This is a genomic window from Mycoplasma miroungirhinis, from assembly GCF_013008815.1.
In the GTDB taxonomy this organism is placed as follows: Bacteria; Bacillota_I; Bacilli_A; order Mycoplasmatales; family Metamycoplasmataceae; genus Metamycoplasma; species Metamycoplasma miroungirhinis.
Window position 1 is genome coordinate 489,741 of sequence record NZ_CP053097.1, and the last position, 19,375, is coordinate 509,115.

Consider the following 19,375-nt stretch of genomic DNA (forward strand, 5'->3'; position numbering starts at 1 on the left):
TTGCAAATTAATGTTGAAAATTAAAGATTTTTTTAAAGTTCATAAATTTATAAAAATTAATATTTTGAGTATTTTGTAAATTATTTTTCTTATTTTTTAAATAGTTAAAATAAACATTAGTTATTATGATTAAAAAGACAGAAATTCAAACATATGGAGTTATATCTTTATATGATGTTCTTTGACTATAAACCATTGCTAAACCAAAATTACTTGCACCAAATAATCCATAATTAATAAAATTACGAATATTTTTTTCAATTTCTAAAATTAAAAAGGTTGATGAACTATTTTTTGTATAAGGTAAAATAAATGATCTAAAAATACGACCATTTGATCATTGCTGTCTTTTTAGATTATTAATATGTTTATTATCTATTTTTGAAATTGATTCATTTAGTTGTTTTGCAATAACAGTAGATGAATGAATTGCAAAAGAAAATACAAAAGCAGCAGCTGGTCGTTTGAAAATAATACCGATTGTAAAGAAAATAACAATTGTAGGAATAATTCTAATAAAAGTACTTATAAATCTAAAAATATGCATCAAAAATAAATTATTTATTTTTTGATTAGTAAATCTTAAATTAATATATGTAAAAACAATTGCTAATAAAATAGTGATATATATTTCTAAAAATAAATCTAAAATAATTAATACTAAATTATCATTTTGGGTCACTATATTTCAATTAGGACTTAATAAATCATTAAAAATGCTTGTAAATGCAGTAGGATAAAAATGAATATTACGAATACTAAATAACATCACTATGGTTAAAATAACTACTAAAATAAACACAAAAATACTAAAAAATGTTTTCATTTTTTTAACATTATCAACTTTTTTAAATGTTTCATTTGTAATTTTAGTTGATTTAGCTATTAATAAATAATTATTAGTAAAATAGCTAAATCATTCCAATAAACTAATAAAAACAACAAACACAAGCAAAGGAATTAATAATTCATGCATTTTATAAATACTTTCATTTGCATAATTTAAAAGTTGTCCAATACCAACTACACCTAATGTACTAAATACAGAAGTTCATCTTAAATTAGATTCAAAAGAATATAAACTAAAAATTATAATTTTATTTTTAATAGATGGATAAATATATCTAAATAAAATATGTGTTTTAGAATAACCTAATTTAGTTAATCGACCATAAATATTGGTTGGAATATTTTCAATTGCTTCTGATATAAATTTATGTAATCAAATTCAACTAAATCAACTAATTAATAAAACTGATGAAATTTCACCACTTAATGAAGTTGTAAAAAAATATAAGTAAATCAATTCAGGAAAACTTCTAAAAAATAAAATAATAAATCTAATTACATACGCTTGATATTTATTATTTGTTTTTAGATTTCCGATTACAGCAGTAAATAAAGCTAAAATAGTACCTAAAATAGTACCTAAAAATGTTACTTTAAAACTTAATCACAAAAATTTTAAACTTAATAATCAAAGATTTTTTTCTTGTAAATAAGTTGAAGTTTGGAATGGTTTAAAAATATTTTTTATACTTTCTAAAAATAAATTAAATCCTCCAGTACTAGCTGCAAAATTCGTTCTTCAAATCGATAATGCTGCTAGTGCAACTAAAAATATAATAATTAAAATTTTAGTTTGTATTTTCAACTTAGTTTTTATTAATTTATTATTTTTGTAAAGAGAATAAGTAAAAAAATTGCGTTTAATTTCTGTTGTCATTATTTTTTAGCCTTATCATAAAATTCTTTAATATATTGTCTATTTACGTTTTCTTGAGTATAACCACTTATACCAATTCTATAACTAAAATCATCTTTATTTTCTTTTGAAGTTTCTAAAATTGCTTGTTGTAAAAATTTGATTTGTTTTTGATTAAATTGTTTTGAAACAATAACAACAAAAAATAAAAATGGGTCTGTTACAGTTAATAATTCAATTTTTTCATTATTTAGTCTTGTAAAGTAGTTTTTATCAGCATCATTATGGTGAAATGCATATTCATTTTGTTCACCTAAAAAAATATGAAAATCTTTAAAAATACTTTGACCCATATGTGTTGCTGAGTTATGAATTGGATAATTTATATAATTACTTGGATTTTCATTTTCATCATTATTAAAACCAGTAAATTGATTATTATCCTTATTAAAATGTTTCTTAAATAAAAACTCAGGATATATAAATCTAGTTGATGAACTTGTGTTTTGATCTTTGACAATTCCAAAACTTCTAAAGGTTTTTCAATCACGATCATTTCAAGCTTTTTTTATTTTTTTTAATGTTTCATCATCACCTGCAATAAAAATAGCTCCTCTTTGATAATTTATGTTTGTACCAAATGGTTCATAAAAATGTTGATAAATTCCGTATTTAAATCCATATTCTTCATCATTTCAATTTTTATATGGTTTTTTAGTAAAGTCATCATTTTGTTTTTTGCTTATTTCATCAAGTTTTACATTATTATTTTCATCATAAAAATCGGCATTTGTATCATATTTAGGTGCAAATGTTTGTGCAAGAAGTATAGGTTGAACTAAATCAATATATTTTTGTGTTTCATTGAATTGATTATTTAAAAAGACACTACTTACAATAGCAACTTGACTTTTATTAGTAATTATTGTTTCAACTAACGCTCTGTCATTACTTAATAAATCAGGATTTATTGTAATATTTTCAGTATTTTTTGTGTCTTTATCTTGATTTTTTAGTTCGTTATACTTAGATTCAATTGATTTAAAAAAATTAATATCTTGAATTTTAAAATCTTTGGCTCATGGTGTTAAACTACTTATTCTCACATTTTCTTGGTTTGCACAAGATAAAACAATAAAAGGGCTAGAAACACAAAAAACACTAGTAATTACAAAAATTATTTTTTTTAAATATTTTTTAAACATTGTTTCCCCTTTTATTGTGATAAATTTATTTATATTAATTTAATTAATTTAGATAATTATTTATTATTCAATTTTTATTATTTTAGATAATTTATATTTATATAAATTTAAGTTTAATTAAATAAATTATATTATATATCTAAAATTATTGCATTTGAATTTTATATATAATTATAAATTGATTCTATAACAAAACTAATATATAATGTTAATTATGAATAGTGATTTAATAAACAAAGTTATCCAAGCAACAGTAATTAAAATATATAAAAGTTTTATATTGTTAGAAAATAATAAAAATCAAACATTTCGACTAAATCTCAAAGATATTAGCGATTATTATATTGGTGATTTAGAAGATATTTTTCATATTAATGAAGAAATTAATGTTTATGTTAAAGAATATAATCAAGAAAAAGATACTTATATTGTTTCTTTTAAAAATATTCATCCGAGATTTTTAAGAAATCCATTTGCATTTGATTTGGATAAAACTAGTAGTTTTGAAAAACTTTTAATATTTACCAAAAGAAAGATAAAAAATGACTACTAAAATTTCTTTAAAATTAACCAATGAAATAAATGCAATTTTTTCTGATAAATATAAAAAATTAATTCAAGGATTTAGTAACAATATTGCAGCAAGAAGTGTAGATGGACATGAATTTTTAGATTTTTTAGATCTTCCAAACAAAAATCTAGAATTAAAAAAAATTATTGATCTTTCCTTCAAATGAAAAACAGAAATAAAGGTATTATTAGTTATTAGCCCATATTCATTGAGTCTACATTCGAGAGCAATTATTGATTATATAGGTAATAATTCTTTTATAAATCATCAAAATAGTGATCAAAATCAACATAATATCGAAATAATTTATTTAGATCATATATTAAGTAGTAAAGAGTTAAAAAACCTAGAAAAATATTTAGATGATAAACCATTTGCAATTCATGTAATTTCAAAAAGTGGTAATGATATTGATGTCTTGGCTAATTTTGAGTTTTTTGCTGAAATTATGGAAAGAAAATTAGGACTTAAAAATTCATCACAATATATTTGTTTAACAACTAACTCAAACACTGGCCATTTAAATAAAATTAATCAGTATAAACAGTATCAAACATTTACTTTTCTAGATAAAATTCCTGAAGTTTATAGTATTTTTACTAGTGTAGGTTTATTACCTATGGCTTGTGCTGGAATTGATATTTCCAGAATCTTAAATGGAGCATCAAAAGCAAAAGAAGATTTTAGTTCTAATGATTTAAGTCAAAACATTGCATATCAATATGCTTTTGCAAGATTATATCTTAAAAATAAAGGTTTAGATCACGAAATTTTTGTTAATTTTGATAATGATTTAGCTACTTTTTCTAGGTATTGACAATATTTATTTGCTCAAACTAATTCAAAAGAAAATAAATCTCTTTATTTAGATTCTGCTAATTTTAGCAAAGAAATATCAACAAAATCACAATTTTTTCAACAAGGATATAAAAATTCACTATTTTTAACAGTTCTTTCTACACAAAGATTATTTGATGAAAAACATATTGGAAATTATGAAAGAAATAAACCTTATTTTGAAATGCCTTCAACTACTCCTAATCAACTGATTTTATATTCAAAAAATGCATATAATGATTTGTTTGAAAAAATTGGACATTATCAAAATATTCAAATAACTTTAGAAGACAATTCAGAAGATACAATTGGACAGTTAATTGTATTTTTACAAAATTCAAGTTTAATGAGTGCTTATTTATTAGGTGTTAATCCTTTTGAAGGTAAAAGCTACGAAATTTATAATAGATTTTTAAAGGACATTTTAGAAAAAATATAATGACATTAATAATAATTGCAGAATTACAAGAAATACAATTATTTTTTGATATTATTTCAAAAAAATTAATTTACAAATTACAAAATATTCAAATTTATGAATGTATTTTTAATCATCAAAAATTTATTTTAACAATTAGCGGTGTAGGAAAATCAAATGCGACATTAGCTTTAAATATGAGTATAAATAAATACCCAAATATTTTAAACATCATTAATATTGGAACAGCTGGTTCACTTGATAATAAGATTGAAATTGCAAATGCTTTTTTAATAAATTATTCTCAATATTGAGATGTTGATTTAACGTCACTTCCTAACTATAAAATAGGTCAATTACCTAGTATGCCTCAACATTACTTAACAAGTCCAAATTTAAATAATTTTTTAAAATCAAAATTAAATTTAGAGTTTAAAAACTCACTTAGTGGTGATAGTTTTATTTCTAAATCTATTATAACTAACTATGATTTAAAAACATTTTCATTAGTTGATATGGAATCCACTGCATTATTGCAAACTTGTTATTTATTGAATAAAGACATAAGCATAATTAAAGTAGTTTCTGATCATATATTTAAAGAAAACAATGCAAAATCATATCAAGAAAATATAAAAAAATGTGCAAAACACATTTTAGATATATTAATAAAAATTTTTAGTTAATTTTTCAATAACTGACAAAAGAAATTCCGTATTTCTTTTGTTTTATTAATGTTAATTGTTCTAAATAATTTATTTCAAAATTAGATTCTAAAATAATTGTAGTATTTTCATTCACAAAATTATTTTTTAATAAATTTTTAATACAATCATCATAATAATTCTTTTTAATATATGGAGGATCAATAAAAATAAAATCTCAAGTTTGTGAAGATACTTTTTCAAGAAATTTAATTGTATCTGTGTTTAAAATTGTAATATTTTCGTTTTGAAAATTTTGTTTATTTTGTTTAATAACATTAAAAGCTTGTGAATTTTTTTCAAGTATTAATGCTGCTGAAGCACCTCTACTAATAGCTTCAAAAGCAAAAACACCACTACCACCAAAACAATCTAAAAAAGTTTTATTTTCTAAATCAAATTGAATACTTGAAAAAACTGCTTCTCTTAGTTTTTCACTACTTGCTCTAGTAATTTTTTTATCTGGTTGGTGAATTTTTAAATTTTTATATCTTCCACTTATAATTCTTAACATAGTCTAATTATAAAAAAATATTATCGATTTGATTGTTTTTTAGTATTTGATATAATTAAATTATGTTTAAAGTTAAATTAATTGAGTTACCTGCAAAGGTATTAAGACAAAAATCAAAAAATGTTGCTATTCCATTGAGTAAAGAAGATGAATTATTAATTGAAAAAATGATTTATCATATTGATGATTCACAAAAAGAAGGTACACAATTTAGACCAGGAGTTGGAGTAGCTGCTGTTCAATATGGAATTTTAAAAAACATATTCTATATTTTTTTACAAGATGAAAATGGAAAAATAATATTTAAAGATGCATTAATAAATCCAGTAATGAAAGGACATTCTGAAGCTTTACAATCTCTTTCAACAGGTGAAGGGTGTTTAAGTGTTTCGGATTCATGACCAAATCAGGAAGGATATATAAAAAGATATAATCGTGTAATTATTGACGCTTATTCTTATAATGAAAGAAAAATGAAACGTTATGATGCATCTGGTTATTTAGCAATTGTTATGCAACATGAATATGATCACCTTCAAGGAAAATTATTTTTAGATCACATTGATCAAAAAGATCCTTGACATTTACCAAAGGATTTAAAGTTAGTAGGTTAAAATGACATTTTTAGAATCTTTTTTAAATATTTCTAAAGGACAAAATTTCACTTTTCTTCCTATTACTATTTTTTTAATCTTATTATTTATGGGTTTACTAATAGGTTTTTTAAAAAAAATTACCGCTTCTTCTGTTACATTTGTAACTGCAATTATTTCCATAATAGTTTCTATATTCTCATTTAATGCAGTCTTTAAACATTTAGAAGAAATTTTTAAAGAATATTATAATGATAGTGGAATAAAAGGCGAAGATTTAAAAGCACTTTTATATACTTTATATGCATTTATAATTTTTGTTTCACTTGAAGTTTTAATAGGAATAATATATTTCTTTATTTGATTAATATTTTTAAGAAAAGTATTTCAAAAACAAAAACAAACTCAAACATTAAAAAAATCTTTATTATTCAGATTAGGAGGATCTTTAATAAGTTTAGTTGCAATTTTTCCGTTTGCAGTATTTGCATCAAATGCTTCATCGATTTTAGTAAATAAAGAGGATAATTTCACTACCAAATTTTTAAAGCCATCAATTAAAGTTTTATCTAATAATCAAGGTGAAACATATGCAGGAAAAATAAAGTTACTTAATGACATATTAACTTTAATAAAATCAGATAACATACCAAAATATTTTGCTGATATTTCTGATAAAGATATAGAGAATATACCTCCATTAACTGAAGAAAATAAAGAAAAATTTGAAAATATTTTAAATAATGAATTTGTAAGTAATGCACTTGTACCAATATTTGCCAAACAAATTGGAGATAATAAACTTGATGAAAAAACACTTCAATTAGACAATGATATAAAAGATACTATTAAACAAAATATAAAAAATTATAATTTAGTGTTAAATAATCTAAATGAAGTTGGAAAACAGTCAATAAAAAACTTTTTAGTACAATCTTTTATTACCGATGATTTAAAACAAAAATACAATAATCAAGATCAAGATACCGTTAAATTGGTTGATGAATATGCAAACTTTTTTATAACAGAATTAACAAATAAAGAAAATATTAATACAAAAAATAATAATTAGTATCAAGTCTTAAATGGCTTGATATTTTTTAAAATTTTCAAATTTAAGTCTCTATACAGCTCAAAAATACTCAATACAAGCTATTTTTAACGTTTTTTTTACTTTGAAAGTATAATAATAAAAATTAAAAAAATAAGGAGAAGATATATATGTTTAAAGATCCATCTACTTTTTCACATCTTACAAATGAAAGTGATTTAAAATATGTTGTTACACAAGTAACATTAAAAGAAAAATTCTTTGGAACTGGAAGCAAAAATCTTAAAAAATTAGAATTTGTTATTAATAAACAAGCTGAAAAAGGTTATAAATTACATACAATGAGTGTTGCAACATCTCATAGTTTAGGGTTATTCGGTGGAGATAGAATGCAAGCTACTTTAGTTTTTGAAAAAGTTGCATAATTTTATACAAGCACATATTTATGTGCTTTTTTTTATGCAAAATATAAAAAAATGTGATTGTCATCACAATTTCTTTTTTATCTTATATTCGTTCTTTCATTCCTTTAATATGACATTTTCTACAACGAGCTTCATAGTTAGAAGTATTGTCTAATAATAAAACGCTATTATCTTGGGTTTTTCTGTAAGAACAACTTGCTAAATTATGACAAACAACACAAATTGCATTTAATTTAGTTACTCTTTCTGCAAGTGATAAAATTTGAGCTATATTTTCAAAAGGTTGTCTTAAATAATCTTGATCTAAACCACTAACTATTATTAAATATCCTTTGTTAGCTAAATCATCAACTATATTAACTATATCATTACTAAAAAAATTTGCTTCATCGATTGCAATAGCATTAATTTTATCATCAATTAAACTATATATTTCATTAATATCTTTTAAAACAATCGTGTGATGCTCGGTTCCTGCTCTGGATACAATTTTAGAACTACTAAATCTTGTATCAAATGCTGGTTTAATGACAAGAATTTTATATTTTGCATATTCTAAAATCCTGATTCTTCTTAATAATTCTTCACTTTTACCACTAAACATTGGTCCTGTTATAACTTCTATCATTCCATTTGAAAATTTATTATACATATTTCTCCTGCTTAAATAAAAACAACTAAGTAGTTGCTTTAATTTGTATCTAATTAATTTATAAAGATTTTACTATTTATTATTTGTATCTTATACTTTTTGTGCTATTAATTTAGGTTCAAAAAGTAGATGTTGTATTTCATTATTATCAATATCAATAGAAATTAAAAATTTAAATTGTTTGATTTTTAAATTATTAAGTTTAGTGCTTGAAATGACATTATTGAGTTTATCAAAATAATTTTTTAAAATTAAATCATTAAATTTATAATAATCTAAACTTTGAATATTTACATAAATTGCATCAAAGCTAAAATGATCCACTAATTCTAAAAACTTGTCTAAAAGAAATAATTTATCATCTTTATAATTTAAAATAAAATTAGTAATATCAATTTCAAATTCTTGATGCTTTTTAATATTTGTATGTGTATAAACTCCATTAATCGGATTTTGAATGTGTTTTGAATTATCATCATTACTTGTTTTTTGTAATGAAGAAATTATACTATCAACTTCTTTATTAATTTCAATGTTATTAACTGATTTTATTTTTTCAATTTTGTTTTGGAATTCTTCTTTATTTTTAGGTTCATTAAATAACACATTTTTAAATTCTTTTTCAATATTTGTCCCTTTAAAATAAGGTATTAATGTATATTTAAAAATGTTTTCAAAATCATTTGCAATGTTAGATTTTAATTTATAAACTTGGGAAGTATTGATTAAATCCACAGGTTGTGATTTAAATTCTATTTCATTATTAATTTCTTTAGGTAGTTCAATTTTTAAATCATTTAAATTTTGGGCATCAATTGTTCCTTCTTTTATAGTGTTTTTAGTATATTGTTCTTTTTTGATATTAGTTAAAACAATAGGCACTATAATAATTGCAATAAAACAGCTTAATAACCCAGTTAACATTAAATAAGAAAACTTAAAAAAACGAGAATTTTTATGCTTATTAGGAGTTAAATTTTTTTTCATAAAATTATTATAATATATTTATGAATAGAAAAATTTAATTTAAATTTTTGGTTCTAGAATATAAAATAAGTCATAAATTCTCTTTTTATTAATATTTGACAAAAACTCATCATCTAGCTTACTTTTATTAATTAAATACGCAACAAAATTAACGATAATTCTGTATTTAATAAAGTTATCTGGTCTACTTATTTGATAAGTTTTTCAAAATAAGTTTTCTTGTTGATTATTTCATTGCATATTTTCAAACAAAATAGCAATATCAATAAAAGGATCGTTTTTTGTTGCTTTATCTCAACCCATTAAAAAAATATTTTGCTTTTTAGTAAAAAAGATTGTATTTATTGATAAATTATTATGACAATTACAAGTTGCTTTTAATCTAAACATTCATTTATAAATTTTATATAACATTTTATCATTAAAATCTTGATGAATATTTTTAGTACCAACTAAATGAATTAAGTTTTTTAATCATTTTTTAATATCATATTTAGGAAATTCCACTTTAGAAGTATGTAAAATTTTCATAGCTCTTGCCAAAGCTCTAATTTTTACATTATCCAATGTTAATATTTCATTTCTTTCCATTCATTTTCAAATGATTACTTTTTCATCTTCATATACATAAGGTGGGACAAAATAAAAATTATCTAGTTGTTTTATTTCTAGTTGTGTTGTAAAATTATATTTATTTTTTTGAAAGATAAAATATGAACTATAATTATACTTTTTAGTTTGATAAGGGTTCATAGATCTTTGTAACTGTTGAATAGGAATTTTTTGATGTTCATAGAATTGTATAAATTTTGCTTTTAAGTATTTTTTAATAATATAAACATAATTATCAAATTTTTTTAGATCTAAATTAAACTCTTTAATCAAGATATTTTTGTCTATACCTAAATTAATATAAGCCATAACAGGATCCATATATTTAGAATTTAATGAACAATTTGCAAAATCAATGATTTTTATTTTTCCGTATTTATTTACTAAAATATTAGATCTTTTAATATTATTATGACTAAAAACTAATTCATCATTACTATATTTTTTAACAATATCATCAAATAAAGAATCATCTATTTTATTTAAATATCAATTAAATTCATTTAGTGAGATATCTATTTTTTGTAATTCTTTAATTTCAGAGATAATGTTTTTAGTAATAACCTTATCAATATTAACAGTTGTTAAATTATTACCAAAAAATCATTTCTTTATTAAATAACCATCTTTGTAGAATAAAAAATCATCAAATGAATTAGCAATGATTTCTTCGTGAGTTAAATTAATATTTTCTAGCTTAGGAATCCTAATTTGAACTGTAGTATTTTTATACTTTGCTTGATAAGTTTTGTTATGAAAAGATTCATAAACAAAATAAACATCTGATATTTTTGCACTAATAATAGAACCAAATACTGATTTTAATTTCCCTAATAATTTATTTAATTCTAATTCATTGATTTTCATTTTATTATTCTCGTTTCATAGATTTTAGCTTTTCAAAATATGGATCAATTTTATTTAAACAATGAGTTTCATCAAAAGGTTTTTTGTCTTGTTTGTTTACTCACAAAACTACTAAATAATTAACCAAAATTCTATGAATATGTAAAATATATGGACTAAAATCATCTCCATAACCTTCTAAAAAAACTTGCATTTGTTGTTCATTTAGATTTTGTGATTCTATAAAATAAGCTAAATCAAAATGAATATCACCCATAGTAGCATATTCTCAATCGAGTAAATAAATTTTATTTGTGTGATCTTGCTGAATGAAATTAGCTAAAATTACATCATTATGACAAGGTGCTGATGTATCAACGTTTTTTAAAAATAAATTAATTTTTTTGTAGTATTTATCTAATACAGGAATTTTTAATCCTTTATCGTGAATTATTTTACGATAAACTTTAAATCGTCTTGCTAAATTATTAGGAGGTAATTTAATTTTTGAATTATGTAATGTTATTAACAACTTACCTGCTGCTTTTAAAAAATCATCATCTAATTTAGGTGTTTTACCATTTATAAAATTTGTTACTAAATATTCTTTATTATCTTCAATAGCACCAGGATAAAAATCAAAAACATTTAGATCTTTATAATTAACTGCGTGATTGAATCCTTCATAAATTTTTTTTTTAATGAAATGATTGTTTTGTGAATCCAAAAAGACTTCGTTAGTAAATCCCTGCTGTTGGTATTTTTCCATATTTTCCTTTCATTATAATACATAACAAAATTGACAAATAATTTTGTCAATTCTAGAAATCAATATTTGATGCATATCTTGCATTTTCTTGAACAAACTCACGACGTGGTTCAACTTCTTCACCCATTAATGTTGTAAAAATGGTGTCCGCTGCTGCTAAATCTTGAATCTGTACTTGTAACATTTTTCTATTTTCGGGATTCATAGTTGTTTCTCAAAGTTGTTCAGGGTCCATTTCTCCAAGTCCTTTGTAACGTTGAATACTAACTTTTGATTTATCAATATTAGCTAAAATTTCATCTTTTTGTTCATCTTTGTATGCATATTTTACAGTTTTACCGTATGTTATTTTATATAAAGGTGGTTGAGCTAAATAAACAAAACCATATTCAATTAATGGACGCATATAACGGTAGAAAAAAGTTAAAAGTAATGTAGTAATATGGGCACCGTCAACATCAGCATCAGTCATAATGATTATTTTATGATATCTTAATTTATTTATATTAAATTCATCACGAATTCCAGTTCCTAGAGCATGAATTAAAGTACCAATTTCTTTATTTTCTAAAACTGATTGAATACTATTTTTTTCTGAATTTATAACTTTTCCACGAAGGGGTAAAATAGCTTGAATTGATCTATCACGACCCATTTTAGCACTACCACCAGCTGAATTACCTTCGACAATAAATAATTCAGTTAATTCAGCATTTTTTAATGATGAATCTGCTAGTTTTCCAGGTAAATTACCAAAATCTAAACCATCTCTTTTTCTTGATGCTTCTGATGCTGCTTTAGCTGCTAATCTTGCATGTTGAGCTTTTAAACATTTTTCAATGATAGATTTTGCAATTGCTGGATTTTCTGATAAGTATCTTTCTAATGTTTCACTTAAAACTTTGTTAGTAGCACTACGAGCGTCTTTATTTTCTAATTTTCCTTTTGTTTGTCCTTCAAAAATAGGATTGGTGTGTTTAATAGAAATAATTGCCACAAGACCATCTTTAACATCATCTTTTGTTAATCTTTCTTTGTCTTGTTTAATTAATTTATTTTCTTCACCTCATTTATTAAAAATTCTTACAAGAGCATCATTAAATCCTTGTTCGTGAGTTCCACCTTCATTTGTTGATATATTGTTTGCATATGAAACTATATTTGAAGAATATGTTTCATTGTATTGCATTGCAACTTCAACAAGAACATCACTTGCATTTGGAATACGAGAATCTAAAAATGATCCTTCTGCATAAATTATGTCTGGATTAATAGTTTTTTTACCTTTTGAAAGTTCTAAAACATAATCCACTATACCACCTTCAAAATAAAATGATTTAAATACTTGTTTAGTTAAATCATTAACATTTATTCGTAATCCTTTATTTAAATAAGCGGTTTGTTTTGCTCTATCAGCTATAAGTCCAAAATCAAAATTATTTTTTTCCATAATTGTAAAATCAGGATGAAACATAACTCTAGTTCCGGTTTCTTCATTATCAAAAGTATCAATAATTTTTAAAGAATCAGTTGGTTTACCACCGTTTGAAAAATGTTGATAATAAACGTTTTTGTGTTTTTTTACTCAGACTTGAAAATCATCACTTAATGCATTTACAACACTAGCACCCACTCCATGTAGACCACCTGATACTTTATAACTTTCTGAATCGAATTTACCACCTGCATGTAAAACTGTAAAAACAGTTTCAACAGTACTTATTCCTGTTTTAGGATGTTTATCTACTGGAATACCTCTTCCATTATCACTTACTTCAATGATATTATTAGGATGTAAATTAATTGTAATTTCATCACAAAAACCTGCCATAGCTTCATCGACTGAGTTATCAACAATTTCTCATATTAAATGGTGTAGTCCTTTAAATCCGATACTACCTATATACATCCCAGGTCTTGTTCTAACTGCTTCTAAGCCTTCTAGAACTTGAATATTATTTGCTGTATATTGATTTTTAGCTTCATTTGTATTGTTGTTGTTTTTTGTTTCCATAAAACCTCACTTATATATAAATTTTACTCTAAAACATTCTCTTTTTAATAAATAAATTTATTAAAAAAAATCAAAAACACTTTTGTGTCTTTGATAATTTTCAATATCTTATAAAGAAGATGTATCAACGTCTTGTCTTTCAGTTTCTGAAGCTGTAAAAAATGGTAAATTATATAATTTCATATTACTTGCAATAACAATGGCAGGGAAAGTATAAAGTGAAGAATTGAAATCATTTACTCTTGCATTATAAATTCTTCTAGCTGCATAAATTTCATCTTCTTGCAGCACAACTTCAGTTGAAAATTGTAAATATAATTCACTTGCTTTTAAGTCTGGATATTGTTCAAAAGTAATTTTAAGCCCATTGGTAATATTGTCTAAAAGTGTTTGTTGTTTTTGTAAACCATTAATATGATCATCAGTTGTTTCTTTAATTTGTGAACGATATTTTGTGATTTGTTCTAATAATTCTTTTTCATGAGTTTTGTAACTTTTAACTGAATCCATCATTTTTAATAATGTAGCACGACGTTTAGCTTGAGCTGCTTGTATAGTTGAAGACGCTTGTTGAACTACAACTTGCTTGCTATTAAAATTATTTTTATATTTAACAGGTAAAATTCAAATAAAACCTAATGTAGGAATTGTACATAATAATAAAACAAAATAGTATATTATTTTTTGTAATTTTGATGCTTTTGCCGCTTGAATGGTATTATCTACATTAATTGCCACAGTTTGTTGTTCGTTTCTTGAATCAAATAACATAATTACTCCTTAATTTAATACAATAATATTATATATTTTTTAATTATATATTATTTATAAATGATAACATTTCTAATGTAATATTTTTTGGAATTGCATTAGGTTCATTAATAAATACAAAGACACCTTCTGAATCAATTTCTAATGAATAAAATTTACGGTATTCTTTAAATAAATTGTTGAAATCCTTAATAATTTCGATTGCGTCATTTAATCTGTCAGAATCATCATTTAGATTAAAGTTTCAGTATAATTTGTGTTGTGAAACAGTATAAATTAGCTGTTTGTCCTTAGTTTCATAAATTGACATTGCATCATCTTTATCATTTATAAGTGAGTTTATAAATTGTTCATCTTTTAGTTTAAAATTTGGACTAAAGATAATAGTTTTACTTTCTGAGAATTTAATGTAATCATCATAATAAACATCAACTGAAACTCAACCAGCTTTTGAATCTACTTTAACAGTTTTAATTTTTTCTTCTATATATCAACTTCATTGTTCTAAATTAATAAAATGAATTCCATTACCAACAATTTCTTTTTTAAATGAATCATAAATACAGTCTCTAGCTGGTTCTTCAGTTTTAAGTGTAAAATATTTATTTTTATTTAATTTATTAATAAAAAATAAATCATTTTGTATTTCGCTAGCTTTATTTTCAATATTTTGCTTATCAGAATAATCAAATGAAAATTGTTTATTTTCAGTATATGTTTCACTAGCTAAATATTTATTTAAAAATACTAATGTTAGGTTTGAAATTATATCTTCAATATAGGTATATATATGATATATTATTTCTTTTTTAATATCATCTATTGATAAAGTTTCAGGGTCTTTTGAAGAAACTAAATTTAAAAATCATTGTGAAGTATTTTTTAAAACATTATTATAATATTTATAGTTTTTATTATAAACTATAAATCCAGTAGAAGTTTTTTCAAAATGGGGATTAAATATATTTAATGGTTTTGCATAGTCATATCATTTAATATAGTTATTTTGGGTTATTAATTGAAAGAAATTAACAAAACTTAATTCATCGTTGTAAGCAAAATTATATTTTGTATAAATGTCTTTATTTTCTAAAATAAATTTATTTTTATTAATTAATTTTTTAAGTTCTTTTTGCGGTAAAGTTTGAATTGAACGGAAAGTTAATTGAGGTAAATAATTAGTTAGATATATAGTTAAATGTGTTTGATTTAAATTGGGAACAGGATGAGAATAATAAGCTATAACAGTTTGTTTATATATTTTTCCATCAGCAGTATAAGCTACAACTCTTGAACCAGAATATTGTTGAATGGAGTAATTTATATTATAAAAATCTACATCATAAAAAAAGTTATTTCTAATGTCATATTTTTCAATATGTCTAAAAAATGTTGGGGTTTGAGAATTTTTAATTTGTATATTGTTTAAAACTTCATTAAAATCATTGTTATTAACTTTATAAATTCCCATTTCAGCTAAAACGAATTTCTTTACATCATTTAATGAAAAAGAATTAAAAATTTTATATAAAAGTTTTTGTTTGTCTCTTTTTAAACCATCTATAATCATTTCTTCATTTCTTGAAAAAGAATAAAACTCTTTTAAAACTTTTTTATTTTTTTGATAAATTTTTCAAAATGCAAAACCGATTAAAAAGAAAAATAAAACAAAAATTACAGAGTTAGCAAAATCTTTTCATTTCACAGATAAACTTTTTTCTTTTTTTGCTATATCTTCACGATGCATTTTAATTTGTTTTAATTTTAATTCCACTTTTGCATCAATTTTATCATTTATTTGTTTATATCTTAATTCTAAAAATTTATCAACATATGTGTATATTTCATATACTGTTTTTTCATAAAAATTCTTTATTGGATCTACACTTATGTAATCATAAGAAACACTAGCTTTTTTATCTTCCATACTTATTTCCTTTATTTGAATCTAGATTTAAATCTTCTTCATCTTTTATAAGAGAAAATCTTTTTTGTTTTTTAACCTCATTGTCTACTTTATTTTGTGTATAGTTTTCAAATTCATTAGATGTTATAAATGTATTATTATTTTTATTATTTTGATTTGCAATTAAATTAGCTTGAATAAATGAATGTTCTTTAGTGACATCATTAAACATAGCATTATTATTTTTTTTCTTTATATTATTTATTTCAAATTCTGTTGTATCAAATGGATTATCATCTAAATAGTTAATATTTACTTCATCTGAAGCAGTTTTTTCTTCATAATTGTCTAATTTATTTAATCAATTTTCTTCTTCAACATTTATATTTGCACTTCATAATTCTTGATTTTCATTTTTTTGATTAACTTTTAACTTATTCTTCGGAATAAATTTCGAATAATTGTTGTTTTTACTTTTAGCTGATATTCTTTTATTTTTAAAAAATGAAAATAAATTTAATTTCTCGTTAGGTATAAAAAATATTATGATAGAAAAAATAAATAAAATTATAGAAATAATAATTGCTAAAATTTGACTACCTAAACTGCTTAAAATAGCAAATATAAAAGTAGATAATATTCCCGCTGTAAATTTATTAGGCAATGATGCAATACTTACATTCTTAGTTGAATAATCAATAAACCAATCATTAAAAATTTGTGGAAAATTATTACCCGCTGATGTAACATGAGCATAATAAGATACATTATAAATCATTCCACCAAAAATAGTAACTATACATATAAAGATAAGATAGCGTTTAAACGAAAAGAAAAAATGTTTAAATTTAAACTCGCCATCTCAATCAAAAATTTTCATCACAGATAATAAAATAATTGCTGAATAGAAAAATGATGAATTAAAACCAAATAATGCACCAGATGTATATGAATGAATAGTAGTTAAAACAATAACATTAAAAAATGAAATAATTCAAAAGAAAAGAGTAACTAGAATAACAATACTAAAAACAAAAAATGATTGATTTCAAAATTTGATTTTTTTGATTTTAGTTGCATGTTTATTTTTAAATAAATTATTAAATTTCATATAAATTCACCACCACAAGTGGTTCTTTAAATAGAACTTTAAATATTTTTTTTCTAATAACTTTTCTTAATTTTTCTTGAATATCTCTTAGGTTAGTTACTTTTGCATCTAATTCTTCAAATTCCTTATTAAAACATTTATTAACGATGTCATTAATTTGTTCTTTATTTTCTTTACTAATAATTCCATAACCAACAACATTTAATCCACCTAAAGGTTGTTTGGTTTTATAATCTATTAAACAAGAAACACCAATCATACCATCACGAGCTAATGTTTCTCTTTCTCTAATTACTTCATGCGAAATATCACCGACACCAAAACCATCGATAATAACATCACCAACATGTCTTATTGTGTGTTTTTGAGAAATTAATTTATATTTTTCAAATTCAGCAACTTTTCCATTATTTAAAATAATACAGTTATTTAAATTCATTTTTGCTTCAGATACTGCATCATTTACAGCAACGGTTAAATAACGATATAGTCCTTGGATAGGAATAAAATATTCGGGTTTCAATGTCTTTATTACATCTACTATATCTTGTTTAGCTGGATTACATGAATAATATTCAAAACTAGATAATTCAATTAAATTAGAAGTAGTTCTCGCAATTTCATCTAATGTTAAAGCATATTTAACTTCTAGACCATTTACAGGTGGAGCAATAAATATAACTGCATCTGTGTTTTTAAATTTTAAATAAACATCATTATCAGATGCAATTCTTAAAAATCTTGTATATAACCTTTCAATTGCTCCGGTTACTAAAATAACTGCATTTTCAACTTCATTTGCAATTTTATAATCTATAAATTCAGGAAGTTGTAAAGTTGGAGACATTTTTTTAACAAGTGAGATTAATTTAGAATAATTTAATCCATATGTAATAACAGGTCTATTGTATTTTTTTGCTAGTAATAATATTTCATGAGCTGTAATCATATCTTCATCATATAAACCAACAATTATTCTATTATTAGACTTAGTTTCAATGAATTTATACTCAACTTGACCAGTAATTCATAATTTATCAATTGTTTTACCAGGAGAATTAGAATGTCCTGAATCCATTATTAAAATTTTTAATGGGTCATTGGGAATTTGATGCTTAATTTTTTGTAAATCAGTATTTCCATATGGTCCTAAGTTTCCTACTACAAAATTAGTTAAGAATAAAATATTACCATTATTATAATTAAAATTAAATCCTTGAATTCCTGGCAATGCTCCGGCTAATGATATAGGTGTAATTTCAACATTATTTACTGTCATTTTCTGATTAAATGTAATAACTTCAAAATCATTATGTTCTATATTATATTTGGAAATTCTTTCTAAAATAATGTATTTATTAAAACTAGAAGTATAAATTTTTAGTCCTTTAATTTGCATTAAAAGTCAAGGTAAAGCACTAAAACTTTCATTATGTATATCAGTTATAAAAATACCAACTATATTTTTTTCATGTTTTTCTAAGTAATCAAAATTAGCAATTAAAGTGTCTATACCATTATGACTATTAATAGGTACTTTAGTTCCTGAATTAATAATATAAATTTTAGAATCAATTTCTAATGCATAACAGTTTTTACCATTTTCGTCTTGTCCACCTAGAGCAAAAAAGTTAACTTTGTCCATTTTATTCCTTTCATTATTTGCTCAATATAATTAAAATAA

18 protein-coding genes are annotated in these 19,375 nt (G+C 22.6%); 6 read left to right on the top strand and 12 right to left on the bottom strand.

The features are described 5' to 3' along the window. Positions 1 to 7 precede the first annotated feature (7 nt). Both HLA92_RS02040 and cypl read right to left on the bottom strand, forming a co-directional pair. The gene (locus tag HLA92_RS02040; protein ID WP_171113048.1) at positions 8 to 1,726 is read right to left on the bottom strand and encodes an ABC transporter permease subunit; all 1,719 of its coding nucleotides are present in this window, start codon (positions 1,724 to 1,726) and stop codon (positions 8 to 10) included. Beyond that, positions 1,726 to 2,910 (bottom strand): ABC transporter thiamine pyrophosphate-binding lipoprotein p37/Cypl, encoded by a 1,185-nt coding sequence (gene cypl, locus HLA92_RS02045; protein WP_171113050.1) that lies wholly within the window; start codon positions 2,908 to 2,910, stop codon positions 1,726 to 1,728. The genes HLA92_RS02040 and cypl overlap by 1 nt, the downstream gene beginning before the upstream one ends. 214 nt (positions 2,911 to 3,124) lie before the next feature. On the opposite strand from cypl, the gene HLA92_RS02050 reads away from it, so the two are divergent. Genes HLA92_RS02050 through HLA92_RS02060 form a run of 3 tightly spaced genes read left to right on the top strand, consistent with a single transcriptional unit; the run spans position 3,125 to position 5,422 of the window. Beyond that, positions 3,125 to 3,463 (top strand): S1 domain-containing protein, encoded by a 339-nt coding sequence (locus HLA92_RS02050; protein WP_171113052.1) that lies wholly within the window; start codon positions 3,125 to 3,127, stop codon positions 3,461 to 3,463. Next, a complete protein-coding gene (locus HLA92_RS02055) occupies positions 3,453 to 4,757 on the top strand; it encodes a glucose-6-phosphate isomerase (protein WP_171113054.1) in 1,305 nt (434 codons plus the stop codon). Before HLA92_RS02050 ends, HLA92_RS02055 begins: the two co-directional genes overlap by 11 nt. Next, entirely contained in the window at positions 4,757 to 5,422 is a 666-nt protein-coding gene (locus tag HLA92_RS02060) for a 5'-methylthioadenosine/S-adenosylhomocysteine nucleosidase family protein (RefSeq protein ID WP_171113056.1), read from the top strand. Before HLA92_RS02055 ends, HLA92_RS02060 begins: the two co-directional genes overlap by 1 nt. Here the strand turns inward: HLA92_RS02060 and rsmD are convergent. Further along, positions 5,415 to 5,954: a 16S rRNA (guanine(966)-N(2))-methyltransferase RsmD gene (gene rsmD / locus HLA92_RS02065; RefSeq protein ID WP_171113058.1), complete on the bottom strand. Its 540-nt coding sequence runs from the start codon at positions 5,952 to 5,954 to the stop codon at positions 5,415 to 5,417. The genes HLA92_RS02060 and rsmD overlap by 8 nt on opposite strands. A gap of 62 nt (positions 5,955 to 6,016) precedes the next feature. Here rsmD and def point away from each other — a divergent pair, with 62 nt between their 5' ends. The 3 genes from def (at position 6,017) to HLA92_RS02080 (ending at position 8,023) form a co-directional block, all read left to right on the top strand. Further along, positions 6,017 to 6,568 (top strand): peptide deformylase, encoded by a 552-nt coding sequence (def, locus tag HLA92_RS02070; RefSeq protein ID WP_171113060.1) that lies wholly within the window; start codon positions 6,017 to 6,019, stop codon positions 6,566 to 6,568. An 88-nt stretch (positions 6,569 to 6,656) separates the two neighbouring features. Beyond that, on the top strand, positions 6,657 to 7,619 hold the full coding sequence (locus tag HLA92_RS02075; protein WP_171113061.1) for a hypothetical protein: 963 nt from the start codon (positions 6,657 to 6,659) through the stop codon (positions 7,617 to 7,619). A gap of 149 nt (positions 7,620 to 7,768) precedes the next feature. Continuing rightward, positions 7,769 to 8,023 (top strand): DUF4177 domain-containing protein, encoded by a 255-nt coding sequence (locus HLA92_RS02080; protein WP_171113063.1) that lies wholly within the window; start codon positions 7,769 to 7,771, stop codon positions 8,021 to 8,023. 82 nt (positions 8,024 to 8,105) lie between these two features. On the opposite strand, the gene HLA92_RS02085 is transcribed toward HLA92_RS02080, so the two are convergent. The 9 genes from HLA92_RS02085 to HLA92_RS02125 all read right to left on the bottom strand — a co-directional run bounded on the left by HLA92_RS02085 (position 8,106) and on the right by HLA92_RS02125 (position 19,336). Beyond that, positions 8,106 to 8,675 carry a thymidine kinase gene (locus HLA92_RS02085; RefSeq protein ID WP_171113065.1) on the bottom strand — a complete coding sequence of 190 codons (570 nt, stop codon included), beginning with the start codon at positions 8,673 to 8,675 and terminating at the stop codon, positions 8,106 to 8,108. A 90-nt stretch (positions 8,676 to 8,765) separates the two neighbouring features. Continuing rightward, on the bottom strand, positions 8,766 to 9,662 hold the full coding sequence (locus tag HLA92_RS02090) for a hypothetical protein (RefSeq protein ID WP_171113067.1): 897 nt from the start codon (positions 9,660 to 9,662) through the stop codon (positions 8,766 to 8,768). 39 nt (positions 9,663 to 9,701) lie between these two features. Next, positions 9,702 to 11,141 (bottom strand): phosphotransferase family protein, encoded by a 1,440-nt coding sequence (locus HLA92_RS02095; RefSeq protein WP_171113069.1) that lies wholly within the window; start codon positions 11,139 to 11,141, stop codon positions 9,702 to 9,704. Positions 11,142 to 11,145: 4 nt separating this feature from the next. Beyond that, positions 11,146 to 11,889 (bottom strand): phosphotransferase, encoded by a 744-nt coding sequence (locus tag HLA92_RS02100; RefSeq protein WP_171113072.1) that lies wholly within the window; start codon positions 11,887 to 11,889, stop codon positions 11,146 to 11,148. A gap of 52 nt (positions 11,890 to 11,941) precedes the next feature. Continuing rightward, positions 11,942 to 13,903 (bottom strand): DNA topoisomerase (ATP-hydrolyzing) subunit B, encoded by a 1,962-nt coding sequence (gene gyrB, locus HLA92_RS02105; RefSeq protein ID WP_171113074.1) that lies wholly within the window; start codon positions 13,901 to 13,903, stop codon positions 11,942 to 11,944. Between the two features lie 108 nt (positions 13,904 to 14,011). After that, positions 14,012 to 14,674 carry a LemA family protein gene (locus HLA92_RS02110; protein ID WP_171113075.1) on the bottom strand — a complete coding sequence of 221 codons (663 nt, stop codon included), beginning with the start codon at positions 14,672 to 14,674 and terminating at the stop codon, positions 14,012 to 14,014. A gap of 43 nt (positions 14,675 to 14,717) precedes the next feature. Beyond that, a complete protein-coding gene (locus tag HLA92_RS02115; protein WP_171113077.1) occupies positions 14,718 to 16,601 on the bottom strand; it encodes a hypothetical protein in 1,884 nt (627 codons plus the stop codon). Continuing rightward, positions 16,591 to 17,691 carry a hypothetical protein gene (locus HLA92_RS02120; RefSeq protein WP_171113079.1) on the bottom strand — a complete coding sequence of 367 codons (1,101 nt, stop codon included), beginning with the start codon at positions 17,689 to 17,691 and terminating at the stop codon, positions 16,591 to 16,593. The genes HLA92_RS02115 and HLA92_RS02120 overlap by 11 nt, the downstream gene beginning before the upstream one ends. Beyond that, entirely contained in the window at positions 17,681 to 19,336 is a 1,656-nt protein-coding gene (locus HLA92_RS02125; protein WP_171113081.1) for a ribonuclease J, read from the bottom strand. Before HLA92_RS02125 ends, HLA92_RS02120 begins: the two co-directional genes overlap by 11 nt. Positions 19,337 to 19,375: the final 39 nt, after the last annotated feature.